Source organism: Mesorhizobium sp. CA13 (assembly GCF_020165235.1).
Classification (GTDB): domain Bacteria; phylum Pseudomonadota; class Alphaproteobacteria; order Rhizobiales; family Rhizobiaceae; genus Mesorhizobium.
This window is the reverse complement of the sequence record NZ_JAIUHS010000003.1, coordinates 109,068-134,674: the sequence shown is the minus strand read 5'-3', so window position 1 is coordinate 134,674 and position 25,607 is coordinate 109,068. Positions and strand designations below refer to the sequence as shown.

Sequence of the window (25,607 nt, the reverse complement as noted above, 5' to 3'; positions counted from 1 at the left end):
GGGAAATGCGATTCGAAAAACGGATAGAGCGGTTGCGCGATTCTATCAAACGTTGGACGGCCCTGGCTCCGGCCCCCCGAACGCCCCGGGCGTCGGCGTCGTCACGATGACGGCGTCGCCGGCCTGAAGCACCGTCTGGTCGCAGGCTTTCAGCATCTCGACCGTGCCGTCCTTGCGGCGCACCTTGGTCGAGCCGGCCTCGCCATCGCCACCACCGGCCAGCCCTTGCGGCGGACGGTTGCGATGCGAGGAGAGGATGGCGCATTCCATTTTCTCCAGGAAGCGGATGGTGCGCTTCGTGCCGTCGCCGGCATTCCACCTGCCCTTGCCGCCGGAGCCCTCGCGGATGTGGAAATCCTCCAGCATCACTGGGAAGCGCAACTCCAGTATTTCCGGGTCGGTGAGGCGCGAATTGGTCATATGGGTGTGAACGCCCGAAGTGCCGGGAAAGCCGCGGCCGGAATTCATCTGGCCGGCGGGCGAACCGGAACAGATCGTTTCGTAATACTGGTACTTGCTGTTGCCGAAGGTCAAATTGTTCATGGTGCCTTGCGCATTGGCCATGGCGCCCATGGCGCCGAACAGCGCGTTGGTGACGTGCTGCGAGGTCTCGACATTGCCGGCGACGACGGCGGCGGGATAAGCGGGTTTCAGCATCGAGCCGTCGGGGATGATGATGTTGATCGGCCTCAGGCAACCGGTATTCATCGGGATCATGTCCTCGACCATGACGCGGAAGGCATAAAGCACCGCTGCCCGGGCGACAGGCTCTGGCGCGTTGAAATTGTTCTTCATCACCGGCGACGTGCCGGTGAAGTCGACCGTCGCCTCGCGCTTTTGCCGGTCGACCGATATCTTCACCTTGATCACCTGGCCGGTGTCGGTGGGATATTCATAGGCCGATGTATCAGGCAGCCGCTCGATCACGCGCCGCACGCTCTCGGCCGCATTGTCCTGCACATGGCCCATATAGGCCTCCACGACATCGAGCCCGAAATGCGCCACCATCTTGCGCAGCTCCGCCACGCCCTTTTCGTTGGCGGCGAGCTGCGCCTTGAGATCGGCGATATTCTGGTGCGGATTGCGGGCGGGATAGCGGTGATCGGTGAGCAGCGCCCGCAGCTCATTCTCGCGGAACTTTCCGCGATCGACGATGCGGAAATTGTCGAACAACACGCCTTCCTCGTCCACCGTGGTGGCAAGTGGCGTCATCGAGCCCGGCGCGGTGCCGCCGATATCCGCGTGGTGCCCGCGCGAGGCTACCCAGAAGAGGATTTTCTGCTGGGGGTCATCGAACACCGGCGTCACGACAGTAATATCAGGCAGATGCGTGCCGCCATTGTAGGGGGCGTTGAGCGCAAAGACATCGCCGGGATGGATGTCGCCTGAATTGAGCCGGATGATGGTTTCAACCGAGCGATCCATCGAGCCAAGATGCACTGGCATATGCGGCGCGTTGGCGACCAGCGCGCCATTCCGGTCGAAGACGGCGCAGGAGAAATCCAGCCTTTCCTTGATGTTGACGGAATAGGCGGTGTTCTGCAGCGTCACGCCCATCTGCTCGGCGATCGACATGAACAAATTGTTGAACACTTCCAGCATCACCGGATCGGCCTCGGTGCCAAGTGCTGCCTGCCGGCGTTTCTTGCTGGTGCGCCGCATCAGCACATGGTTCCTGGCCGTGATCTCGGCCTGCCAGCCCGGCTCCACGACGATAGTCTGGTTGGGCTCGATGATCAGTGCGGGGCCGGCGACCCGATCGAACGGCCGCAATGCCTCGCGCCGGCAGACGCCGGCTTCGTGCCATTTTCCTTCCGTGTAGATCCGCCGGGCCTCCTCGGCCCTGGCTTTTGATGGCTGCCCCGCCGGAGCATAGGCTTCGGCAGCCTGCTCGCCGCCTGCCTCCATGCCCTCGACGCTCACCGCCTCGACGATCATCGGCTTGTCCTCATAGACAAAACCGAATTGCGCCTTGTGGGCGGCCTCGAAATCGGCCCTCGCGCGCAGCATCGAGCCATGCTCGAAATGCACCGGAAGTGCGGTGTCGGTGCCGTCATAGCGGATCTGCAGCGCCGGCCTGGCCGCAACCGCGTCCTCGGCGATGCCTTGCGCGGCGAGTTCCGCGACGACGGCGGTTCGCAAGGCCGTGATCAGCTCTTCGATCGCCGGCCTGGATTCTTCCGCCAGCGGTGCAAGCAAGGCCTGCTGGCGTGAGGCAAAGACCGAAGACAGGCCGATGCCGTAGGCCGACAGCAAGCCGGAAAACGGATGGATCAGCACCGCCTCCATGCCGAGAGCGTCGGCGACCAGGCAGGCGTGCTGGCCGCCTGCGCCGCCAAAACAGTTCAGCAGATATTCGGTGACGTCGTAGCCGCGCTGCACCGAGATCTTCTTGATCGCGTTGGCCATGTTTTCGACCGCGATGGTGACGAAGCCTTCGGCGACCGCTTCAGCCGAGCGGCCGTCGCCGATCTCGGCGGCGAGCGCGGTGAATTTCTGGCGAACGGTCTCCACGTCGAGCGGCTCGTTCTGGCCGGGGCCGAAGATGGTAGGGAAAAAATCCGGCTGCAGCTTGCCGAGCATGACGTTGGCGTCGGTGACGGCGAGCGGGCCGCCGCGCCTGTAGGCGGCGGGGCCTGGATTGGCGCCGGCGGAGTCCGGGCCGGTGCGAAAGCGGCCTGCCTCGTAATGCAGGACCGAGCCGCCGCCGGCCGCCACGGTGTGGATGCGCATCATCGGCGCGCGCACACGCACGCCTGCGACCTCGGTATCGAAGGCGCGCTCATATTCGCCATCATAATGGGCCACATCGGTGGAGGTGCCGCCCATGTCGAAGCCGATCACCTTTTCGAAGCCGGCGAGCCTGGCCGTCTCGACCATGCCGACGACCCCACCGGCCGGGCCAGACAGCAGCGCATCCTTGCCCTGGAACAGATCCGCGGCGGTCAGCCCGCCGGAAGACATCATGAACATAAGGCGGGGCGATTGGCCGATCTTGCCGGCGGTGGGGGAGATTGGCGCCGTGCCCAACTCCTCCGCTACCCTTTGCACATATCTCGACAGGATCGGCGACAGATAGGCGTCGACCACGGTGGTGTCCCCGCGGCCGACCAGCTTGATCAACGGCGATACCTCGTGGCTGACCGAAACCTGCCCGAAACCGAGCTTACGGCAAACCTTTGCGACGGCCTTTTCGTGCTCGGGATATTTCCACGCATGCATGAAGACAATGGCGACCGCGTCGATGCCGTCCGCCTTTGCCTGTTCGATCGCCGGGCGACAGGCCGCGATGTCGAGCAGCCGTTCGACGCAGCCGTCGGCAAGCACGCGCTCGTCGACCTCGATGAAGCGCTCGTAGAGCTGTTCGGGGAGGAGGATCTCCTTGGCGAAGATGTCGGGACGCGCCTGATAGGCGATCCTCAACGCATCGCGAAATCCCTTGGTGATGAGCAAAAGCACGCGGTCGCCCTTGCGCTCCAGCAGCGCATTGGTGGCGACCGTTGTGCCCATCTTCACGTCGCCTATCAGCCCGGCGGGGATAGGCTCGCCGGGGCGCAGGCCGAGAAGGTCGCGAATGCCCTGGATGGCGGCGTCGGCATAGGCCTCGGGATTTTCGGACAGAAGCTTGCGCGGATGCAGGCCGCCCTCGGGATCACGGCCGATGACATCGGTGAACGTGCCGCCGCGGTCGATCCAGAAATCCCATTTTTGTCGCATTCCGACACCCTCTTTATCGCGAGTATGGCAGCAAAGTCATACTCTTTGATACCCGAGTTCGCGCCGGAACAAGTCGTCGCGCCATTGCCTCTTCGACGAGGGTGGCTTTGGATGTCTGAGGCAATGGCAAGGCACGCGCCTCCGCGGCGCGCCGGCCGGAGCCGTGAGCGCAGCCGGGCTGGCTCGCCGGCCGCTATCTGGATCCAGGGTGGAAGAATGCACGGCAGGCCCGAACCTGCCTGCCGTGCAGGCCGGGCCTTCCGTCAATCGACCAGTGCGGCAACCACCGAGACGCAGTCGCCGGCCTTGACCAGGCCGGGGAAATGTCGCGCGGCCAACATGCCCGACATTTTTGCTCGGATCTCCTGGGGGGCGATGCCGGTTCGGCCAGTGGAATGGATGCGCGCCAGCACCGCGCCCTTCTCGACGGGCTCGCCGAGATCGACCATCGTCTCGACCATGCCGTCGTCCTCGGCGAAGGCAAAGCAATCGCCGGACGGCATGTCGAGCCATCGGGTTGGCGTCTTCTCGACCGCACCAGCGACGATGCCGGCATGCCGCAGCACGTTGAGCATGCCGCGCCGGGCGATCCGCACCGTCTCGGCTCTGGACGTGCCCCCACCGCCGAGCTCGGTGGTGACGAACACCTTGCCCATGTCCTCGGCGGCGGTATCGTACATGCCGACGGCATCGATCTCGATCATGCGCATCGAGAACGGCGCCGCGAAGGCTTCGACCGCCGCGAAGGCCCTTTGTTCCAGGGCTTTGTCCGGCAGCGTATGGGCGGCGCAGAACGGTACGAAGTCCAGCGTCTTGCCGCCGGAATGGAAGTCGAACACGATATCCGCGCGGGGAAGCAGCTCCCGCTGGAAATAATCGGCGATCTTTTCCGTCACCGTACCGTCTGGCCGGCCTGGAAAGCTGCGGTTCATGTTGCCCTTGTCGATCGGCGAGGTACGTGTGCCGGCGCGGAAGGCGGGATAGTTCATCGCCGGCACGATGATGACCGTGCCGCTGACCTGGGCGGGATCAAGCGTGCGCGCCAGATCATAGAGCGCCAGCGGCCCTTCATATTCGTCGCCATGATTGCCGCCGGTCAGCAGGGCCGTCGGCCCCTTGCCGTTGCGGATGACGCAGATCGGGATCATCACCGAGCCCCACGCCGAATCGTCGCGGCTGTAGGGCAGGCGCAGGAAACCGTGCTGGGCGCCGTCGCGATCGAAATCGACTGACGGCGAGACCGGCGACGGGCGAAGGTCGGACATCGGTTTCAATTCTTCACCACCAGCTTGCGCGGCACATTGGCCAGGCACTCGACGCCCGTCTCGGTGATCAGGATGGATTCGGTGATTTCCAGCCCCATCGTCTCCAGCCACAGGCCGGTCATGAAATGGAAGGTCATGCCGGGCTTCAGCTCGGTGCGGTCGCCGGGGCGCAGGCTCATCGTGCGTTCGCCCCAGTCCGGCGGATAGGAAAGGCCGATCGGGTAGCCGGTGCGGTTGTCCTTGACGATGCCATATTTCTTCAACACCGCGAAGAAGGCGTTGGCGATGTCTTCGCACGTGTTGCCGGGCTTGGCTGCCGCGAGCCCCGCGTCCATGCCTTCGAGCGTCGCCTTCTCCGCATCGAGGAATTCCTGTGTCGGCTTGCCGAGGAACACTGTTCGCGACAGCGGGCAATGATACCTGTTGTAGCACCCGGCGATTTCGAAGAACGTGCCCTCGCCCGACTTCATCGGCTTGTCGTCCCAGGTCAGGTGCGGCGCCGAGGCGTCGGCGCCCGACGGCAGCAGCGGCACGATCGCTGGATAGTCGCCGCCAATGCCGTCGACGCCGCGCGTGCCGGCATCATAGATCTCGGCGACGAGATCGCATTTGCGCATGCCGACCTCTATCTTGTCGACGATGCGCTGGTGCATCGCCTCGACGATGCGGGCGGCCTTGCGCATATAGTCGATCTCGGTCGGGCTCTTCACCGCGCGCTGCCAGTTGACCAGCGCGGTGGCGTCGACGAAACGGGCATTGGGCAGGTGCTTCTGCAAAGAGGCGAAGGCGGCGGCCGAGAACCAGTAATTGTCCATCTCGACGCCGACGGTCAGCTTGCCCCAGCCGCGATCGGCAAGCACGCTCGACAGGAAATCCATCGGATGGCGTTCGGTCGACTGCACATAGTGATCGGCATAGCCGACGATGTTGTCATGCGCGAGATAGGCGGTGCGCTTGGCGCCGTTGGCGTCCTGGCCGCGGCCATACCAGACCGGCTCGCCCGACGGCGGCACGATGACCGCCTGATGCACATAAAAGGACCAGCCGTCATAGCCGGTGAGCCAGGCCATGTTGGAGGGGTCGCTGACAATAAGCAGATCGACGCCTTTCACGGCCATGGCTTTCCGCGTCTTGGCGAGGCGATCCGCATATTCGCTTCGCGAGAATTTCAAGTTCGGTTGCATTTTGTTGGTCCTCGTTTGTTAGGCCCTGGAACCCGCTTCGACTTCCGTTGAATCTGGCTCCAGGTAATTTTTTGTTTGAGCATGATCTCCTCGGAAAACCGGTTCCCACTTTTCCGCATCATGCTCTTGCGGCCAGCGTCAACTTTCAAAAATGGTTCCGGCTTTCGCAGTCCGGGCCCGGTCACGGGCGAGCGTGGCGATCGCCGTGTCCTGCACGCCGGTGCCGGTCAGGTCGGCGATGGTGATGTCGTCCGCCGCGCGCCGGCCATGCCGTTCGCCGGCGATGATCTGGCCGAGTTCGGTCACCTCCGCCTCCGCCGCCATCACGCCGGCGGAGATGGCATGGTGCAATTCGCCGAGCCGGCGCGCCTGCCTTGCGCTGTCGGCGACATAGAGATCGGCCATGCGCAGGATTGCCGGCGCGATCTCGTTCTTGTGCTCGGCATCCGAGCCCATGGCGGTGATGTGCTGGCCCGCCGAGACGAAGCCGGCCTTGATCAATGGTTCGGTCGAGGGCGTGGTGGTGACGATGATGTCGGCGCCGGCGACCGCCTTGGCCGCATCCGTTTCTGCGTGCACCACGATGCCCAGTCTTTCGCTCAAGGCGCTGGCCGCGGCTTGCGCCTTGGCCGTGTCGCGCGCCCAGATGCGAGCTTCTTCGATCGGTCGCACCAGGCGCAGCGCCTCGAGCTGCAATCCGGCCTGCACGCCGGCGCCGAAGATCGCGGCAACGGACGAATCCGGCCGCGACAGATGTTTTGCCGCGACTGCCCCGGCTGCGGCGGTGCGGACGTCGGTCAGGTAGCCATTGTCGAGCAGCAACGCCTCGACGAGACCGGTTTTTGCCGACAGCAGCACCATCATGCCGTTGACGCTGGGCAGGCCGAGCTTGGGATTGTCGAAGAAGCCGGGGCTGATCTTGATGGCGAAGCCGTCGATGCCGGGCACATAGGCGGTCTTCACGTCGACCTCGCCGCGATGCTCAGGGATGTCGAGCCGCAGGATCGGCGGCATCGCCACCGGCAGGGTAGCGAGCGCCCGGAAGGCGTTCTCGACACAGGCGACGGCGTCGAGATCGAGAGCTACGATTTCGCGCAGTTGTTTCTCGGTAAGGATGGTCATCCGGCTCATCAGGCGCGCTCCGCAACGACTTCGCCGCAAACGATCTTTCTGTGCAGGCTCATATCGATATTGCGACCGGAAAGCAGAACGACCACCGGTCCGTTTGGCTTCACCTTGCCGGCGACGAGCGCCGCGATACCGACCGCGCCGGCGCCCTCGACGATCTCGCGCTCCTGTTCATAGGCATGGCGGATACCGGCGGCGATCTCTTCTTCGGAAAGCAGCACGACGTCGTCGAGCAGGTCTCGGCACATGGAAAAGGTCAGCCGGTTGTCGAGGCCAATGCCGCCGCCGAGCGAATCCGCCAGCGTCGGCAGTTCCTCCACTTGCAACGGGCGCCCCGCATCGAGGCTGGCTTTCATCGCCGCACCGCGCGCCATCGAGATGCCGACGACCTTTGTGCTCGGCCTGACGCCCTTGACCGCCGCGGCAATCCCGGAGGCCAACCCGCCGCCGGAGAGCTGCACCAGCACCAGAGCGGCGTCAGGAACCTGCTCCATGATCTCCAGCCCGAGCGTGCCCTGCCCGGCGATGATGTCGGGATGGTCGAAGGGTGGCAGCATCACCAGACCCTCTTGCGCCACCAGCCGCTCGACCTCCTGTTGCGCGTCGTCCTGGCTGTCGCCGACAATGCGGATTTCCGCGCCGAGGCGGCGGATGGCATCGAGCTTGTTCTGCGGCACCAGCCGCGACATGCAGATCACCGCGCGCATGCCTTCGAGCCTGGCGGCATGGGCGAGTGCGCGGCCGTGATTGCCGGTCGAGGCCGCGACGACACCGCGTGCCCGCCGCTCGGCATTGAGCGAAGCAATGGCGTTCGAGGCGCCACGCAGCTTAAAGCTGCCCGTGGTCTGGCGGTGTTCCAGCTTAAGGTGAACGGGAAAGCCGAGCCGCTCCGACAGGCTCTCGGACGGCACGACCGGTGTCGGCTCGACCTTGCCGGTGATGCGTTGGCGCGCGGCGCGGATGTCTGAAAGGCCGACGGCGTGCGTCATGGGTCGCTCGTGCATGCAGGACATAACCTTACTGTCCAAGCGGCAAGGTCGTCAGCCGTCCGAACTCCGGACGCGGCACATCATCGCCACACAGTCGCAGGCAATTCCACGCGCTCGCCTGGTTGCTGGTGACGACCGGACGGCCGATAGCCTGTTCCATCGCGGCGACCGCCAGCGCCGAGCGCAGCGCCGTGCAGGACACGAACAGCGCCTCGGCCTGCGGGTCAGTCGCCTCGCGCGCCAGCTCGACGAGAGCCGCCGGCGCAATGCGCGCCATCTCGCGGTCGTCCTCGAAGCCGAGACAGGTGAAGCTGGCGATCTCGAAGCCGCGTTCGGCGAAATAGGCCGCCATCGGCCGGCTGGTCTCGACGGTGTAGGGGGTGAGAATGCTGATCCTCTTCGCGCCCAGAGCCCTCAGTCCGCGCACGCCCGCCATCGGCGGCGTGACCACGGGCACGCCAGGCTTGGCCGCCTGGATCGCCGCCTCGATCTCGGCGTCGCCGATCACCACGGAGGCCGACGTGCAGGAGTAGCAGATGGCATCGAGCGGTTCGTCCGGCAGGATCAGCGCCGCGCCTGCCGTCAGTTCGGGCTGCATCTTGCGCAGATTCTGCGGTGTGGTCGGATTCTTATAGGGGATGCGGGCGACATAGATGCCGATCCTCTCACTCGCCACCATGCGGCGGAAGTCCGGCTCGCTGGTGTGGTCGGTGGCCAGGATGATCAGGCCGACGCGCTTTTCCAACGGGCGCGCCTCGAGTGCGGGCCTTGTCGGCATCAGCCTGATTTCGGGAAGCGGCTTCATGGGAACTACCTTTCGATCTTGCCGTAGCGATGTTCCAGCCAGCGCAGCAGCATAACCGAGAAAAGGCTGATGATAAGGAAGAAGGCGCCGACCAGCGTCATCGGCTCGACATAGCGGTAATAGGTGTTGGCGACGCTCTTGGCCTGGTTCATCAGTTCCAGCACGGTGATCGCCGACAGCAGCGGCGTCTCCTTGAACATGGCGATGAAATAATTGGCCAGCGCCGGGATCATCGGCGGGATCGCCTGCGGTATGACGATGTGGGTCCAGGTCTGGCGAGCGCTGAGATTGCAGGCTTTGGCCGCCTCCCACTGGCCGCGCGGCACGTTCTCGATGCCGGCGCGATAGACCTCCGCCGTATAGGTGCCGTAGTGCAGCCCAAGCCCGATGACGCCGGCCACCAGCGGCGGCAGCAGGATGCCGAAATCGGGCAGCACGTAGAAGATGAAGTAGAGCTGCACCAGCAGCGGCGTGCCGCGGATGAATTCGGCCGCCCAGCCGATCGTCCGCGACATCATCTTGTTCGGCGAGCGACGGGCCAGTGCGATGCCCAGCCCGACGATTGCCGCCAGCACCGAGCCGAGCACCGTCGCCAGGATGGTGATCTTCACCCCCTCGATCAGCGTCGGCAGGATCTGCCGGACGAAATCCCAGTCCCAATCCATTACAGGGCCCAATCCATCAGACGCGCACTCCGTCGAGGCCGCGCGCCATGCGGCGCTCCAGCGACCGCACACCCCAGGAAATGACGAGCGCGAGCACGAAATAGATCACCAGGATGGTGGTGAACGGCATCAGCGTGCTGCCGGTCTGCGAACGCACCACCTGCGCCTGGAAGGTGAGATCGGCGAGTGAAATCAGCGAGACGACGGATGTCGCCTTGAGCAGTTCGATGGCGTTGTTGCCGAAGGTCGGCAGCATCACCAGAAGCGCCTGGGGCAGGATGACATGGCGCATGCCTTGCCAGCGGCCGAGATTGAGCGCCGTGCAGGCTTCATATTGCTCGGCGCCGACCGACTGGATGGCGCCGCGCACCACTTCCGCCGCATAGGCGCCGACATTGAGGCCCAGCGCCAGCACGCCGGCTTGCAGCGGAGTGAGTTCGACGCCGGCCAGGGGCAACACGAAATAGGCCCAGAACAGCTGAACGAAAATCGATGTGCCGCGGAAGAATTCGATATAGGCGGTGGCGAGCGCCCGCAGCGCGAAGAAGCGCGACAGCCGCCCCATGCCGGCCAGGAAGGCCATGACGAGGGCCAGCACCGACCCCATCAGCGTCAGCTCGATGGTGACAAGCGCTCCCTGCAATATCAGGCCGAGATAGCCGGACCATTGGGTCATTTATCAGAGGCTTCCAACGTTTGGTTCTAGCATCTTCTCCTCTCTCACGAGGAGAAGATGCAGGTTCACCCTCCCTAGCCGCAGCACAGCTGCCGCGAAGGACGGGCAGGCGGATGAGGCGCGGCTCCCAGCTCGCGAAAACGCGCGCTGCCCCTCATCCGGCCCTTCGGGCTCCCTTCCCCCGTGGACGGGGGGAAGGGAAAAGGCCTTATTTCGCGGCGCAGAGCTTATCGCGCGTCGTCGACATCGCCGCCGCAGCCGAGAAGCCGTAGGGCTCGATGATCTTGGCGAACTCGCCCGACTTCTTCATCTTGGCGAGCTCGACATCGAAGGCGTCGCGCAGTGCTTCGTCGCCCTTCTTGAAGGCGGCGCCGTCGCAATAGACGGGCGCGCCCTGCACGGGTGCTATGACTTCGAGGCTCGGGTCATTGGCCTTCTTCATCAGATCGTTGATCGACAGGACGGGGAGCGAATAGGCGTCGATGCGGCCGTCCTGCACCATCTTCAGCCCGCTCTGGCCGTCGGGCACGACGATGACGCGGTCACGCGGCACGCCGGCGTTGAGCGCGAGCTTCTCCTCGGTGCCGCCGCCGGGCGCGCCGATGGTGGCGGAGGTGTCCTTGGCGACATCCTCGTAGCTCTTGAAGCCTTTCGGATTGCCCTTCTTCACCAGCATCGCCTCGGCGTCGCACAGCACCGGCTCGGAATAGGCAACCGCCGCACAACGTTCCGGCTTCATGAACAGGCCCGCAGTGACGACGTCGAAGCGGCCGGCCTGCAGGCCGGGGATCATGGCGCCATATTCCGAGATCGAGGCGACGACGTCGGCGACGCCCAGCCGCTTGAAGATTTCCCGCGCCACGTCGGGCGCGGCGCCCGAAACCTTGCCGTCGGCAGCGACCGCCGTGTAGGGTGGCTCGTTGGCGATGGCGAGGCGGGCGAAGCCTTGCGCCTTCAACTGCTCGAGCTTGCTGTCGTCGGCCGATCCGATGTTCGAGGCGGCGAGCACCGCGGTCAGCGCAAGACCGGCGACGCCGGCCAGAATGCCAAGTTTTTTCATTGTTCCCAACTCCATGTTTGTGTTCTTGGTTGCAGTGATCTCAGGACGGCAATGCCGCCCTTGCGGACGGTATCGCCGCCTCGGGCATGGCGGTCAGACGCGATGTCCGGCCGCGATGATCTTCTTCAGGAAACCTTGCGTGCGCTCCTGTTTGGGATGGCGGAAAATCTCGTCGGGTTTGCCCTCCTCGACGATGCGGCCGCGGTCGAAGAACAGCACCCGGTCGGCGAAGTCGTGGGCAAAGCCCATTTCATGGGTGACGAGCAGCATCGTCATGTCGGTTTCGGCAGCGAGCTTGCGCATCACATTAAGCACCTCCTCGACCAGTTCGGGATCGAGCGCCGAGGTGACCTCGTCGAACAGCATGATCCGGGGCGACAGTGCCAGCGCGCGGGCAATCGCGACGCGCTGCTTCTGGCCGCCCGAAAGCTGCGCCGGCATGGCCTTGGCCTTGTCGGCCATGCCGACCATGTCGAGCAATTCCATCGCCCGCTTCTCGGCGGCGGCGCGCGGCGTGCCCTTGGTCAGCATCGGCGCCAGGGTAACGTTGTCCATGACGCATTTGTGCGGGAACAGATTGAATAGCTGGAAGACCATCCCGATCTTCTGGCGCATCCTGGCCAGATGCCGCTCGTCGGCGGCCAGCAGCTGGCCGTTTCGCTCCATGTGATAGAGATGCTCGCCATCGATCTGGATGTGGCCGCCATCGATCCGCTCCAGCGTCATCAGGATGCGCAGGATCGTCGTCTTGCCCGAGCCGGACGGGCCGATCAGCGCCAGCTTCTCGCCGGGCATGACCTGCATGGACAGGCCATCCAGCACCTTGAAGGTGCCGAAGCTTTTCGAAATGCCATCGACCTTGATGATAGGCGCGGATGCGGACAAACGAATTTCCCGTGCTGGAGAAGCCTATGCCCTTAACGATGCGGAACCCGCCAAATCATGTCAATCGGGAAAATAATATCATGACAATTATTCTGATCCCGCACAATTCTTGGGCATTCAGCGCCTAGCAATGTGCCGGGATCGAGATCAAGTCGAGCCGAAATGACGGCACGGGGACGCCTTTGGCGGGTCGGCCAATCGTCTGGATAGCGGCACATCTCGCTAGATTGCGAGCAGCAGATGCTCGGGGTCGCCAAGCAGCAGCTTGGTGACAACGCCGAGGCCGGCGCGCAGTTCCCCTTCGGTGGTTGAGCCCAGCGAGATGCGCACCGCCGGTTGCCAAGGCGCTTGCGAGATACGGAAGGAGGCGCCGGGCGCGATCGCCACGCCTTGCAGGCGCGCCTGGGCGACGAAGCTCTCCTCGGCACGGTCGGCCGGCAACTGCAACCAGACATGCAGTCCGTCGCGCCGGGTGCGATAGTCGACGCCGGCCAGCACCTCGGCGACGATGTCCTGGCGTCGCCGCAATGCTGTGCGCTGCCAGCGCACGAGTTCCATCGCGGTGCCGTCGGTCACCCATTTGGTGGCGATCTCCGCCACCAGCGGCGTCGCCATCCAGTTGGAAACCAGATGGCGGTTGGCGACCGCGGCGGCATAGCGGTCGGGCGCGGCAAGATAACCGATGCGCAGGCCCGGTACCACGATCTTCGTGAAAGACGTGACGTAGAGCGTGCGCTCAGGCGCGAAGGCGGCGACCGGCGGCGGCCGGTCCTCGACCAGCGGCCCCAGCACATCGTTCTCGATGATGGCTATGTCGTGCCTGCGGGCAACCGCCGCAATCTGCTCGCGCCGCACCGCATCCATCAGCGTCGCCGTCGGGTTGATCACCGAAGGCTGCACGAACACGGCGCGGATGTCGGAGATCCGGCAGGCCTCGTCCAGCGCTTCCGGGATCAGACCATTGCCGTCTATCGGCAGGCCTTCGAGGTTGAAGCCGAGATAGCGGGCGAGCGGCACCAGCGTATGGTGGCCGATCGCCTCGGTAGCGACGGTCGAGCCGGGCGGGGCCACGCTCATCAGCGCCACCGTCATGCCGGCGGTAGCGCCATTGGTCAGGCTGATATTCTGGGGCGAGGCATCAAGGCCGCACAGTTTCAGCCACTCGACCGCCACGGCGCGGTGGCGGGGAAACACCATGTTGGGCCGGAACGACAGCGCCGAGCTCGACGGCAGGTTGTCGGCCAGCCAGCCCAGAGCCTGCTTCAGCCGCTCCAGATGCATCGGCTCGCAGACCGGCTTCAGGATCGAAAGATCGATCACTTCGCCTAGCCGCTCCGGCAGATAGGGCGGTTCCGGCTCGCGCCGCTGCGTCTGGACGAAGCTGCCGCGGCCGATCTCGCCCGAGATCAGGCCGCGGCGAATCAATTCCTCATAAGCGCGACTGACCGTCTGCACCGATAGTTTCAACTCGTCGGCCAGCCGGCGATGCGTCGGCAGCCGCGCGCCGTTGGCGAGCCGCCCGTCATGAATGGCGCGCGCGAACTGGTCGGCCAGCGACTGGTAGGCCGGCCGCCGGATGAGCGCGGGATCGGGTTGCCACAATGTCATGACTTATTAGAGATCGAAATCAGTGCAATTGACAATCGAAATAATGCGCCGTCATGGTACAGCGGACCAAAAAGTGGATACAGATGGCCGCCGCGAAACTCGACCCGATCGACCTCAGAATCCTCGACGCCATCCAGCGTGACGGGCGCATCACCAAGCTGGCGCTGGCCGACAAGGTCGGCCTGTCGCCGACACCGTGCTGGATGCGGCTGCGCAAGCTCGAAAAGGCCGGTATCGTCTCCGGCTATCATGCCTCGATTGCCATGCGCGTTGTCGCACCCGTCGCCACCGTGCTGATGGAGGTGACTTTGGCCAGCCACCGCCAGGCCGATTTCGACCGCTTTGAGCGCGTCATCCGCGACATACCCGAGATTGTGGCCTGCTGGTCGGTGGGCGGCGGCGTCGACTATGTTCTGAAGGTGATGGCGCGCGATATCGATACCTATCAGCGGCTGGTCGATGCCTTGCTCGACCGCGAAATCGGCATCGACCGCTACTTCACCTATATCGTCATCAAGACGGTGAAGGACGAGACCGTACTGCCGCTTGCCGATCTTTTGCCGGTGCAGGCCTGAGAACGAAACGCTCGGAGAATGCGCGAAAGCACCCGCCCCACCCCTGCGGCTAGACAGATCGTCCTGCTCTCCAGCCGAATAGAGAGAATCTCTCTATATAGCTGCACCTAAACAGCCTCATCCTTCGCGCCGACGCCCTAGTCTTGCGGCATCACCCCAATCGGGAGCAATCGATGATGTCAGCGCATTTTGCCCGTTCGCACCGCCATGAAGCGCTCGACCGCCTCGCCGACCGCCGGCTGCTGCGCGAGCTTGCCTATATCGACGGGCACTGGACGGCAAGCGAGGCGGCGGAGAGCTTCGAGGTCACCGATCCCGCGACCGGCGCCACGGTGGCCTTCGTCGCCGCGCTCGATGGCCGCCAGACGGCAAGTGCGATCGACGCGGCGGCGCGCGCTTTCCCTGCCTGGCGGGCGTTGTTGCCGCAGGAGCGCTCGAAAATCCTGCGCAAATGGTTCGACCTCATCATCGCCGCGAAAGACGATCTCGCTCTGCTGATGACGCTGGAACAGGGCAAGCCCTTGAAGGAATCGCTCGGCGAGATCGATTATGCCGCTTCCTTCGTCGAATGGTATGCCGAGGAAGCAAAGCGCCTCAATGCCGAAAGCGTAACCAGCCATCTGGCGAACGCGGAAATGACGGTGCGGCGCGAGCCGCTCGGCGTCGTCGGCGTCGTGACGCCGTGGAACTTCCCGTCCGCCATGCTGACCCGCAAGGCGGCTGCGGCCCTTGCCGCCGGTTGCACCATCGTCGCTCACCCCTCTTCGGAAACGCCGCTCTCGGCGCTGGCGCTGGCCGAACTCGGCGAGCGCGCCGGCCTGCCCGCCGGCGTCTTCAACGTCGTCACAGGCAAGGCGTCGATCATTGTCGGGCGAATGTGCGAGGACCCTCGCGTGCGCGCCATGAGCTTCACCGGTTCGACCGAGATCGGCAGGCTGATCGCGGCCCAGAGCGCGCCGACGATGAAGCGGCTGGTTATGGAACTTGGTGGCCACGCGCCGCTGATCGTCTTTGCCGACGCCGACCTCGACAAGGCTGTGCGCATCGCCGTCGACGCCAAATTCGCCACGTCCGGCCAGGACTGCCTCGCGGCCAACCGCATCTATGTCCAGCGGCCCATCTACGACCGTTTCTGTGCCGCCTTCGCCAAGCGCATCGAGGCGATGCGGACCGGCAATGGCCTTGCCGACGAAAGCGACATCGGCCCGCTAATGCATGAGCGCGCCGTCAAGAAGGTCGAGGAGCAGGTCGCCGACGCGCTCGCCCATGGCGCCCGCTGCCTCGTCGGCGGCAGAAGGCACCAGGCCGGCCCGTTGTTCTACCAGCCGACGCTGCTGGCCGACGTATCTGACGAGGCACTGATCATGCGCGAAGAAACGTTTGGTCCGGTGGCAGCCGTGACACCATTCGACAGCGAGGACGAGGTGACCGCGCGCGCCAACGCCACCGAATATGGCCTGGTCGCCTATGTCGTGACCGAGAACGGCGCCCGACAGCAGCGCATGGGCCGTACGCTGGACTACGGCATGGTCGCCATCAACCGCGTCAAGATCACCGGTGCGCCGATCCCGTTCGGCGGCGTCAAGCAGTCCGGCATCGGCCGCGAGGGTTCGCGTCACGGGCTCGAAGCTTTCACCGATCTGAAGTATCTCTGCCTGGATGTCGCATAGCTTCGTCCGGCCATCCCTCAAGGAGTCAAAAAATGCTCGACCAGTCCAACGAACTCGCCGCCTGGGACCGTGATCACTTCTTCCACCCCTCGACCCATATGGGTACGCACGCGCGCGGTGAATCGCCGACGCGCATCATGGCGGGTGGTGAAGGCGTCACCGTCTGGGACAGCAATGGCAGGAAAAGCATCGATGCCTTCGCCGGCCTCTATTGCGTCAATGTCGGCTACGGCCGCCAGAAGATCGCCGACGCCATCGCCGCACAGGCCAAGAACCTCGCCTATTATCACGCCTATGTCGGCCACGGCACCGAAGCCTCGATCACGCTCTCGAAAATGATCATCGACCGTGCGCCGAAGGGCATGTCGAGGGTCTATTTCGGCCTCTCCGGTTCGGATGCCAACGAAACCAACATCAAGCTGATCTGGTATTACAACAACGTGCTTGGTCGCCCGGAGAAGAAGAAGATCATCTCGCGCTGGCGCGGCTATCACGGCTCCGGCGTCATGACAGGGTCGCTGACCGGGCTCGATCTTTTCCACAATGCCTTCGACCTGCCGCGCGCGCCGATCCTGCACACAGAGGCGCCCTATTATTTCCGCCGTGCCGACCGCTCGATGAGCGAGGAGCAGTTCTCGCAGCATTGCGCCGACAAGCTGGAGGAGATGATCCTGGCCGAAGGGCCCGAGACCGTCGCCGCCTTCATCGGCGAGCCGATTCTCGGCACCGGCGGCATCGTGCCGCCGCCCGCCGGCTACTGGGAGAAAATCCAGGCGGTGCTGAAGAAATACGACGTGCTGCTGGTCGCCGACGAAGTGGTGACGGGCTTCGGCCGGTTGGGCACCATGTTCGGCTCCGACCATTACGGCATCAAGCCGGACCTGATCACCATCGCCAAGGGCCTGACTTCCGCCTACGCGCCGCTGTCGGGTGTCATCGTCGCCGACAAGATGTGGCAGGTGCTGGTGCAGGGCTCCGACAAGCTCGGCTCGCTCGGGCACGGCTGGACCTATTCGGCGCATCCGATCTGCGTCGCCGCGGGTGTGGCCAACCTCGAACTGATCGATGAGATGGATCTGGTGAGGAATGCCGGCGAGACCGGCGCCTATTTCCGCGCCGAGTTGGCCAAGGCCGTCGGCGGCCACAAAAACGTCGGCGAGGTGCGCGGCGACGGAATGCTGGCGGCGGTCGAGTTCGTCGCCGACAAGGACGACCGTGTGTTCTTCGATCCGGCGCAGAAGATCGGACCGCAGATCGCCACGGCCCTCGCCGCAAGCGGGGTCATCGGCCGCGCCATGCCGCAGGGCGACATTTTGGGCTTCGCGCCGCCGCTCTGCCTGACGCGCGAGGAGGCTGACACCGTGGTGGCCAAGACCGCCGATGCCGTAAGGAGCGTGTTCGCCAGTCTCTAATTGTCGATGATCGGCGCTGCCCCTCATGCGCCTGCGGCTCCTCCTCGCCGTTCACGGAGAGAGGGTAAAGGTGAGAGGCAGCGCCAACCTACCAAGTATTCGGAAGTGAACGCGATGACCTCTCATCCCCCCCTCCCCGCCACCATGGCGGCCGTGCAGCTTACCGGCCACGGCGGCCCGGAAAAGCTTGTCTACCGCACTGATGTGAAAGTGCCTGTGCCCGCCGCCGGCGAAGTGCTGGTCAAGGTCAGCGCCTGCGGCATGAACAACACCGACGTCTGGGTTCGCCAGGGCGCCTATGGCACGGAGGAGGACGCAGGGGCCGTGTCGACATGGCGGCGTCAGGGCAACACGCTGACCTTCCCCCGCATCCAGGGCACCGACACGGTGGGAACCGTCGCTGCCGTTGGCGCAGGGGTCTCGCCTGATCGCATCGGCGAGCGAGTGATGGTCGATTTCTCGATCTACAATCGCGACGACGATTCGCTCGCCGACATCGACTATATGGGCCACGGCCGCGACGGCGGTTATGCCGAATACCAGGCTGTGCCGGCCGAGAACGCCCATGTCGTCGACACCGACTTGAGCGACGTCGAACTCGCCACCTTCTGCTGCGCCTATCTCACCGGCGAGCAGATGCTGGAACGTGCAGGGCTCAAGGCCGGCGAACGCGTGCTGGTCACCGGCGCCTCGGGCGGCGTCGGCTCCGGCATCGTGCAATTGGCGCGGGCGCGCGGAGCCATTCCCTATGCCGTCGTCGGCAAGGGCAAGGAGCAGGCGGTGCTCGACATCGGCGCCGAGGCCGTCATCACCCGTGGCGTGGCCGACCTGCCGCACGCCGTGGCCAAGGCGACCGGCGGCCAGCCCATCGACGTCGTGGCCGACCTTGTCGGCGGCGCGATCTTCAATGACTTGTTGCGCATCCTGAGGCCCGAGGGCCGCTACACCACCGCCGGCGCGATAGCTGGCCCGGTCGTCCAGCTCGATCTCAGGACCATGTATCTCAAGCAGCTCCAGCTCCACGGCTCGAGCCAGGGCACACGTGCGGATTTCCGCCGTATCGTGCGCTATATCGAGGAAGGCAAGATCCGGCCTCTGGTCGGCGGCGTCTACAGGCTTTCCGATTTCCACCACGCCCAAGCCGATTTCATCGCCAAGGATTTCGTCGGCAAGCTGGTGGTGGTGCCTGATGCCGTGGCTGAACGGCGGCACCCCGAATAAAAGGAGGGAGCAGCAGCGCTTCTCGCCGCCGGCATGCAAGCTACGTCACCGTGACAAAGGACGACCGTCAGGTCTTGCCGTCAAATTCATCATGTCGGCCGGCATGGCGCACCATGCGCCGAAAGCTCATCGAGATATGGGCTCGCCTGATGTGCCCGATCGATTCCCAATCCCCGATTTCCGCGGCGGCCAACACTTCCTCCATTTCGCGCCGGAAGGCCGTGAACTCCTCCACCAGGCCGAGCTGCGGCATCATCTTGAGGACTACGCGCGCCACCTGAAAATACAGCCTTTCGCTTATTTCGCGCAGAGGCTGGTTGCCGGTCATGCCGGACAGTTCAGTGAAGAAGTCCATATTCAACTGCAGGAAGGCACGCTGATCCGGGTTGAGCATGTCGGAATCGCAGCGCGCGATGAGCGCTCGAATGCGATCGAGGTCGACCGCCGTTCGGGGAATTGGCGAAAGCTTGCCGACCAGCAGCGCGAGTTCCAGTCGCAGATGATAGACCTGTTGCAACTCCTCGATGTCGACGTCCGTGACGATGGTGCCGACGCCGTGGACCGATTGCACAAGGCCTTCGGCCTCGAGCCGCGCCAGCACGCGTCGGACCGGTGTGCGGCTGATCTCGAATTCCTGGGCGAGTTCTTCCTCGGAGAGCCGGCTTCCCGGCGGGTAGTCGAGCAGGCAGATACGGTCGCGCAGGATCAGGTAGATGCGTTCGAACCGTTCCCGCGCCGAGAGCGGACGCGAAGGCGGCACGGTCTTGGCCGAGGCATCCGTATCAAGCGTCATCCAGCCTCCAGGACAGCGTGCAGGAACTGCCGCGTCCGCTCATTCTTGGGTGCGCCGAAAAGCTCTGCTGGCGGCCCCTGCTCGCAAATTTTGCCCTGATAGAAGAAGCAGACGCGATCGGAAAATTCCTTGGCGAAGCCCATCTGGTGGGTGACCATGAGCATCGTCAAATCATGCTCGCGGCCGATTTGCCTTATCACTTGCAGCACTTCGCCGACAAGTTCCGGATCGAGCGCGGACGTCACCTCGTCGAACAGCATTATCTTGGGCCGCATCGCCAGCGCCCTGGCAATGGCGACGCGCTGTTGCTGGCCGCCGGAAAGCTGGGAAGGGTAGTGATCCTTCTTTTGCGACAGCCCGACCATGTCGAGAAGCTCGGCCGCCCGTGCCTCGGCATCGGCCCGCTTCATGCCAAGCACGGTCATCGGCGCCTCGATGCAATTGGCCATCGCCGTCATGTGTGGAAACAGGTTGAAGGACTGGAACACCATGCCGATCTTCGCCCGGATGCGGCGGATATGGGCGAGATTGGCGGGCACCAGCTTTCCGCCTTGCTTCATATGCGTCAGTGGCTCGCCTTCCACCCAGATGACGCCGTCGTTGATCGTCTCCAGCGTCATCAGCATGCGCAGGACCGTGGTCTTGCCGGAGCCGGACGGTCCGATGACGGAAACCTTCTCGCCGCGCGCGATTTCGAGGTTCAGCCCGTCGAGCACGGTGAGCGCGCCGTAACGCTTCGAGACATTGTCGAAACGGACCATCGGTTGTTCGGTCATCGCGCGGTCCTCCGGTTGAGCAGGCGTTCGAGGGCACGGATGAGCGCGGCCGAAACCAGGCTCATGGCCAGGAAGAACAGGCCGACCAGCGTGATCGGTTCGGTGTAGCGGAAGGTTTCGGAGCCAATGATCTTGGCCGTCTGCATGAGTTCTAGCACGGCGATGGCCGACAGCAGCGGCGTCTCCTTGAACAGCGCGACGAGATAGTTGCCGAGCGCCGGCACGATCGGCGGTATCGCCTGCGGGATGATGATGTCGCGAAAGGTCGTCCAGGAGGAGAGGTTGAGCGCGATCGAGGCTTCCCACTGGCCGCGATGGATGTTGTCGAAGCCCGCGCGGTAGACTTCCGAGCAATAGGCGGCGTAGTGGATGCCGATGGCCAGAACACCGGCCGTGAATGCGTCGAGCACGACGCCGAATTTCGGAAAGACGAAATAGAGAAAGAAGATCTGGATGAGCAGAGGCGTCGAGCGGATCAGTTCGACGAGCACCGAGATCGTCCAGCCGGTCCAGGGCACTGCGATACGGATTACCGCGAGGACCAGGCCGAGCAAAGCCGCGATGACGAAGCCGAGCAGCGTCGCCTCGATCGAGACGACGGCGGCGCGTGCCAGCACCGGGAGGATCTCCGCGGCAAAACTCCAATCCCAGATCATGCCGCCCTCCCCCGCGCCAGGCCGAGCGAGGCCCGCCTTTCGAGAAGCCGCATGCCGATGGAAACAACCAGTGACATGGCGAGATACATCAGCAGCACCAGCGTGAAGATGGGAATGGTCTTGAAGGTGTTCTGGTTCATCTGCTGCGCCTTGAAGGCAAGATCGGAGAGCGTGATCAGCGAAACCAGCGCCGTCGATTTCAAAAGCTCGATGAAAAGATTGCCCCAGGGCGGGATCATGGCGATGAAGGCCTGCGGCAGGATGATCCGGCGCAGCATTTGCGCGCGGCTCATGTTGAGCGCCGTTCCCGCCTCCCATTGGCCGCGCGCGACCGACTGGATGGCGCCGCGCACGCATTCGGATCCGTAAGCGCCAACATTCAGGCCAAGCGCCAGCACCGCGACGGGAAACGCGTCGAGCGTGACGCCGAATTGCGGCAGCACGAAAAACAGCCAGAACAATTGCACGAGCGCCGAGGTGCCGCGAAAGACTTCGACATAGACAGTCGCCAGCCATCTGAGCGGCGCCGGACCATACATGCGCGCAAGCGCGGCGAGCACGCCCATGACGACCGCCAGCAGGCTGCCGAGGACAGCGATCTCGATCGTCAGGACGGCGCCCTGCAATAGTCCCGGTAGGAACAGCCTGTATGTCTCCTGCGTCGCCAGCGCCGCGATCAAGGCCAGCGAAACGACCAGCATGGCAACGAGCGTACGGATACCCATCTGCTTCTCCGAGGAAAAAAGAGGGCGGCGCTTTCACGCCGCCCAGCAGTTGGGAATTTATTCGCCCTTGCAGAGCTCCGCAGTCGTCTTGTTCGGCAGATAGTCCTTGCCGAAGCCGAGCGGCTCGACCAGCGCGATATGCTCCGGCGTACCGAGAAACTTCTTCAGTTCGGCATTGAACGCTTCCTGCAGGTCGGTGTCCTCCTTGCGGAAGCCGAAGCCGCCATGCCCCTTCACCGACTTGCCGGCAACTTCACCGAAGGGCTTGGTCGATTCGACGCCATCGGCCTTCTTGGCCATATCGGCGATCGAGAGCGCGGTTAGCGCGGCAGCATCGGCACGGCCAGACTGGACGGCCGCGACCAGGCTGGATTGGTCGGGCAAGGAAACGACTTGTCCTTGGGCAACGCCGGCGTCCTTCGCATATCCCCCCTCGACGGCGCCCGCCATCACGGCGAGCTTGAGATCGGGATTGTCCTTGATGCTCGAATAGTCCTTCACGCCTTTCGGATTGCCCTTCGCGACCAGCATGGCCTGGCCGATGCCATAGGACGGTTCGGAAAAATTGATCTCGGCGCAGCGCTTGGGATTGATGAACATGCCGGCGGCGATGATGTCGAAGCGGCCGGCCTTGAGACCCGGAATGAGCGAGCCGAATTCGGTCAGCACGCCGTCGACCTGCGCAATGCCCATCTTGGCGAGCACCGCCTTGGCGACTTCCGGCGCTTCGCCGGTCAATTTGCCGTCAGGCGTGGCGAAACCGAACGGCGCCTCATTGGCGAAGCCGACGCGGATATAGCCGTCCTTCTTGGCGCGTTCGAGCGTCGTTTCGGCATGGGCCGGCAGTGACGTGAATGCGGTCGCGGCAAGCGCAAGACAGGCGGCGGCCTTCACGAGCGCGCGGCGGGATATCTGTGACGTGAACATGCATTCCCCTTTTCTTCTTCGATAATTTCCGGCTCCAACGACGTTTCTCCACCATCGTGTCAAGCACACTAAGAGGTATACAACTCATCTGGACATATCGCAAGACGCACTGTACGAATCTCGAAAAATCGCCGTAGAGCTCGATTTGGCGGCTTGGCGATGCGCAAGTTGTGCACAATTAAGGTGTACTTTCTCGATGCAGATACGAACCGTATTTGGATGAGACAGGAAGGAAAACGGCTTTGGACGTGTCGGGCGGGTTCAGCAAGGCGGAATACGTGCAGCGACTGGCCGACGTGAGGCAAACGCATGGCAAAGGCCGGCTTCGATCTCACCATCTGCCAGGATCCCAGCGTCACCGAAGGCGGCGGCGAGCGGCTCTGCGACGTGGCCCGCGATCCCATCGTCATTGACTGACCATCAGCCCAGGACCGGCAACTCAAGGACACCTCAATGGACCGCAATCCCTTTTCCGAAGCCGAGATCGCCGGCCGCTTGTCGAAAGTTCGCACGGCATTGGTAGAGCGCGAGCTCGATGCCGCCGTCTTCGCCTCGCCGGAGACTGTTTTCTACCTCACCGGCCTCGACCATTGGGGTTATTTCGCGCCGCACCTCCTGATCGTCACGCTCGACCGGCGCCCCATCCTGGTCACCCGGTCGATGGAGAAAGTGACGATCGAGAACCAGGTGAAGGCAGCGGAATTCCGTGGCCATTCCGACAGCGAGACCGCGGCCGACCTCGCCGCGCGCATCATTTCCGAACTCGGCCTAGCAGGCAAACGAATAGGCCTCGAACACTGGACCTCCGGCCTCAGCCACGGCCTCGCCCTGAAGCTCGAGGCGCGGGCCGACGCCAAATGGAGCGACGTCTCGGGACTGGTCGACAAGATGCGGCTGGTGAAGAGCGCCGAGGAACAGGTGCTGATGCGCCGCGCCGCCAAGGTCACGGATGCCGCGGCAGGTGCCGCGATCGCTGCCATCTCCGATGGCGCCGCCGAGCAGGAGGTTGCCGCTCAATGCGTGGCGGCGATGGTGCGCGCCGGCGGCCACGCGCCGGGCTTCGGCCCGTTCATCCGGCCCGCCGCCCGGCTCGGCGAGGAGCACACGACCTGGGGCGACGGCATCTATCGCAGCGGCGAGCCGGTCTTCGTCGAACTGTCGGGCTGCGTCTCGCGCTATCACGCACCGCTTGGCCGGCTGATCCGCATCGGCAACATCAAGGACGAAGACGCCGCCATGGCCGAGGTCACGGCCAAGGCATTCGATGCCGTCGTCAAGGCGCTCGAGCCCGGCGCCAGGGCGCGCGATGTCTACGCCGCCTGGCAAGGCGTCGCCGACGAGGCCGGCCTGTCGCACTATCGTCGCCATCATTGCGGCTATCTCGTCGGCATTGGCCAGCCGCCCTCATGGACCGGCGGCAATTCAGTGACGGGCCTCAGGCACGATTCCGATCTCGAAATCGAGACCGGGATGAGCTTCCACATCCTGTCCTGGCTAATGGGAACCGGCCGCGGCGACCATTTCATCTCCAACACCGTGCTGCTGACCGATGTGGGGGCCGAAGTGCTGACCCGCACCCCGGCCGGCCTGATCGTCCGCTAGACCATGAACATGGCGCGCTATTCGGCGTTTTCGATTTTCCGCAATGCTCTTTCCGGCCAGAAGAATTGGCAGCGTGCCTGGCGCGCGGCCGAGCCGAAGCCCGCCTATGACGTGATTGTCGTGGGCGGCGGCGGGCATGGCCTCGCGACGGCTTTCTACCTCGCCGAGAACCACGGCATCCGCAATGTCGCCGTTCTGGAGAAGGGCTATATCGGCGGCGGCAATGTCGGCCGCAACACCACCGTCATCCGCTCCAACTACCTGCTCGACGGCAACACCCAGTTCTACGAATTCTCGGTCAAGCTGTGGGAAGGCCTGTCGCGGGCGCTGAACTTCAATGTGATGTTTTCGCAGCGCGGCCAGATCGTCACCGCCCATTCGGCCGATCAGCTCGACACATTCAGCCATCGCGCCAACATCATGCGCCTGAACGGCATCGACGCCGACATTCTCGACCGCGACGCGGTGCGCCGGATGGTGCCCTATCTCGATTTCTCCGAAACCGCGCGATTTCCGATCCATGGTGGGATCCTGCAGGGCCGCGCAGGGACCGCCCGACATGATGCCGTCGCCTGGGGCTATGCGCGCGCTGCCGACGGCCACGGCGTCGACATCATCCAGAACTGCGAGGTGACCGGCTTTGTCCGCGACGGCGAAAGGATCGTCGGCGTCGAGACCAGCAAGGGCCGGATCAGCGCCGGCAAGGTCGGCCTCGCCGTTGCCGGCCATACTTCGCTCCTTGCCGCCAAGGCCGGCCTGGAACTGCCGATCGAAAGCCACGTGCTCCAGGCTTTCGTCACCGAGCCGCTCAAGCCGCTGGTCGATCACATCGTCGCTTATGGCGCAGATCATTTCTATGTCAGCCAGTCCGACAAGGGCGGGCTGGTCTTCGGCGGCAATCTCGACGGCTACAATTCCTACGCCCAGCGCGGCAATCTCGGCGTCGTACGCGAAGTGGCGGAGGCCGCGATAGCCCTGATGCCCTGCATCTCGCGTGTCAGGCTGCTGCGCCACTGGGGCGGCGTCATGGACATGACGCCGGACGCCAGTCCGATCATCTGCCCGACCCCGATAGAAGGGCTCTATCTCAATGGCGGCTGGTGCTATGGCGGCTTCAAGGCGACGCCGGCCTCCGGCTGGTGCTTTGCCCATATGCTGGCCACCGGCAAGCCGCATCCGCTGACCGCCGCCTACGGGCTCGACCGTTTCCGGACCGGCCACACGCTCGACGAGGCCGGCGCCGGCCCCTCGGCCTGGCTGCAATAGAG

General features: G+C 64.2%; 22 protein-coding genes. 6 read left to right on the top strand and 16 right to left on the bottom strand.

The window, feature by feature from the left end:
* Positions 1-45: 45 nt before the first annotated feature.
* From LB566_RS09545 to LB566_RS09495, 11 genes are all read right to left on the bottom strand, one after another.
* Positions 46-3,717, bottom strand: a complete 3,672-nt coding sequence (locus LB566_RS09545; protein WP_224624218.1) for a hydantoinase B/oxoprolinase family protein — start codon at positions 3,715-3,717, stop codon at positions 46-48.
* Positions 3,718-3,980: 263 nt separating this feature from the next.
* Positions 3,981-4,982, bottom strand: coding sequence for a N(2)-acetyl-L-2,4-diaminobutanoate deacetylase DoeB (doeB, locus tag LB566_RS09540; RefSeq protein ID WP_224624217.1), 1,002 nt, complete (start codon positions 4,980-4,982; stop codon positions 3,981-3,983).
* A 5-nt stretch (positions 4,983-4,987) separates the two neighbouring features.
* Positions 4,988-6,166 carry an ectoine hydrolase DoeA gene (gene doeA / locus LB566_RS09535; RefSeq protein ID WP_224624216.1) on the bottom strand — a complete coding sequence of 393 codons (1,179 nt, stop codon included), beginning with the start codon at positions 6,164-6,166 and terminating at the stop codon, positions 4,988-4,990.
* Between the two features lie 138 nt (positions 6,167-6,304).
* Positions 6,305-7,297 (bottom strand): ectoine utilization protein EutC, encoded by a 993-nt coding sequence (eutC, locus tag LB566_RS09530; protein WP_140552061.1) that lies wholly within the window; start codon positions 7,295-7,297, stop codon positions 6,305-6,307.
* Positions 7,297-8,283, bottom strand: a complete 987-nt coding sequence (gene eutB, locus LB566_RS09525; protein ID WP_224624215.1) for a hydroxyectoine utilization dehydratase EutB — start codon at positions 8,281-8,283, stop codon at positions 7,297-7,299. Before eutB ends, eutC begins: the two co-directional genes overlap by 1 nt.
* Before the next feature lie 28 nt (positions 8,284-8,311).
* Entirely contained in the window at positions 8,312-9,088 is a 777-nt protein-coding gene (gene eutA, locus LB566_RS09520; protein WP_140552063.1) for an ectoine utilization protein EutA, read from the bottom strand.
* A 5-nt stretch (positions 9,089-9,093) separates the two neighbouring features.
* Positions 9,094-9,753 carry an ectoine/hydroxyectoine ABC transporter permease subunit EhuD gene (gene ehuD / locus LB566_RS09515; protein WP_224624214.1) on the bottom strand — a complete coding sequence of 220 codons (660 nt, stop codon included), beginning with the start codon at positions 9,751-9,753 and terminating at the stop codon, positions 9,094-9,096.
* Positions 9,754-9,769: 16 nt separating this feature from the next.
* Positions 9,770-10,429 (bottom strand): ectoine/hydroxyectoine ABC transporter permease subunit EhuC, encoded by a 660-nt coding sequence (gene ehuC, locus LB566_RS09510; protein WP_140552065.1) that lies wholly within the window; start codon positions 10,427-10,429, stop codon positions 9,770-9,772.
* A 208-nt stretch (positions 10,430-10,637) separates the two neighbouring features.
* Positions 10,638-11,489 (bottom strand): ectoine/hydroxyectoine ABC transporter substrate-binding protein EhuB, encoded by an 852-nt coding sequence (gene ehuB, locus LB566_RS09505; protein ID WP_224624213.1) that lies wholly within the window; start codon positions 11,487-11,489, stop codon positions 10,638-10,640.
* 93 nt (positions 11,490-11,582) lie between these two features.
* Entirely contained in the window at positions 11,583-12,374 is a 792-nt protein-coding gene (gene ehuA / locus LB566_RS09500) for an ectoine/hydroxyectoine ABC transporter ATP-binding protein EhuA (protein WP_263498078.1), read from the bottom strand.
* A 222-nt stretch (positions 12,375-12,596) separates the two neighbouring features.
* Positions 12,597-13,982 carry a PLP-dependent aminotransferase family protein gene (locus tag LB566_RS09495; RefSeq protein ID WP_224624212.1) on the bottom strand — a complete coding sequence of 462 codons (1,386 nt, stop codon included), beginning with the start codon at positions 13,980-13,982 and terminating at the stop codon, positions 12,597-12,599.
* An 83-nt stretch (positions 13,983-14,065) separates the two neighbouring features.
* Here LB566_RS09495 and LB566_RS09490 point away from each other — a divergent pair, with 83 nt between their 5' ends.
* The 4 genes from LB566_RS09490 (at position 14,066) to LB566_RS09475 (ending at position 18,860) form a co-directional block, all read left to right on the top strand.
* Positions 14,066-14,557, top strand: coding sequence for an Lrp/AsnC family transcriptional regulator (locus tag LB566_RS09490; protein ID WP_140552067.1), 492 nt, complete (start codon positions 14,066-14,068; stop codon positions 14,555-14,557).
* A gap of 176 nt (positions 14,558-14,733) precedes the next feature.
* Entirely contained in the window at positions 14,734-16,227 is a 1,494-nt protein-coding gene (locus LB566_RS09485; RefSeq protein ID WP_224624473.1) for an NAD-dependent succinate-semialdehyde dehydrogenase, read from the top strand.
* A gap of 32 nt (positions 16,228-16,259) precedes the next feature.
* On the top strand, positions 16,260-17,639 hold the full coding sequence (locus LB566_RS09480) for an aspartate aminotransferase family protein (RefSeq protein WP_224624211.1): 1,380 nt from the start codon (positions 16,260-16,262) through the stop codon (positions 17,637-17,639).
* Between the two features lie 114 nt (positions 17,640-17,753).
* Positions 17,754-18,860, top strand: a complete 1,107-nt coding sequence (locus LB566_RS09475) for an alcohol dehydrogenase family protein (protein ID WP_263498077.1) — start codon at positions 17,754-17,756, stop codon at positions 18,858-18,860.
* A gap of 67 nt (positions 18,861-18,927) precedes the next feature.
* Here the strand turns inward: LB566_RS09475 and LB566_RS09470 are convergent, their stop codons facing one another.
* From LB566_RS09470 to ehuB (LB566_RS09450), 5 genes are read right to left on the bottom strand one after another with little or no spacing between them, the layout of a single operon-like run.
* Entirely contained in the window at positions 18,928-19,653 is a 726-nt protein-coding gene (locus tag LB566_RS09470) for a GntR family transcriptional regulator (protein ID WP_140499279.1), read from the bottom strand.
* Positions 19,650-20,429, bottom strand: a complete 780-nt coding sequence (ehuA, locus tag LB566_RS09465) for an ectoine/hydroxyectoine ABC transporter ATP-binding protein EhuA (RefSeq protein ID WP_140499280.1) — start codon at positions 20,427-20,429, stop codon at positions 19,650-19,652. Before ehuA (LB566_RS09465) ends, LB566_RS09470 begins: the two co-directional genes overlap by 4 nt.
* The gene (ehuD, locus tag LB566_RS09460) at positions 20,426-21,085 is read right to left on the bottom strand and encodes an ectoine/hydroxyectoine ABC transporter permease subunit EhuD (RefSeq protein ID WP_140499281.1); all 660 of its coding nucleotides are present in this window, start codon (positions 21,083-21,085) and stop codon (positions 20,426-20,428) included. The genes ehuA (LB566_RS09465) and ehuD (LB566_RS09460) overlap by 4 nt, the downstream gene beginning before the upstream one ends.
* A complete protein-coding gene (gene ehuC, locus LB566_RS09455; protein ID WP_224624209.1) occupies positions 21,082-21,810 on the bottom strand; it encodes an ectoine/hydroxyectoine ABC transporter permease subunit EhuC in 729 nt (242 codons plus the stop codon). Before ehuC (LB566_RS09455) ends, ehuD (LB566_RS09460) begins: the two co-directional genes overlap by 4 nt.
* A 57-nt stretch (positions 21,811-21,867) precedes the next feature.
* Positions 21,868-22,737, bottom strand: coding sequence for an ectoine/hydroxyectoine ABC transporter substrate-binding protein EhuB (gene ehuB, locus LB566_RS09450; protein WP_140499283.1), 870 nt, complete (start codon positions 22,735-22,737; stop codon positions 21,868-21,870).
* Positions 22,738-23,190: 453 nt separating this feature from the next.
* Here ehuB (LB566_RS09450) and LB566_RS09445 point away from each other — a divergent pair, with 453 nt between their 5' ends.
* Both LB566_RS09445 and LB566_RS09440 read left to right on the top strand, forming a co-directional pair.
* Entirely contained in the window at positions 23,191-24,339 is a 1,149-nt protein-coding gene (locus tag LB566_RS09445) for a M24 family metallopeptidase (protein WP_224624208.1), read from the top strand.
* Between the two features lie 9 nt (positions 24,340-24,348).
* Positions 24,349-25,605, top strand: a complete 1,257-nt coding sequence (locus LB566_RS09440; protein WP_224624207.1) for a sarcosine oxidase subunit beta family protein — start codon at positions 24,349-24,351, stop codon at positions 25,603-25,605.
* Positions 25,606-25,607: the final 2 nt, after the last annotated feature.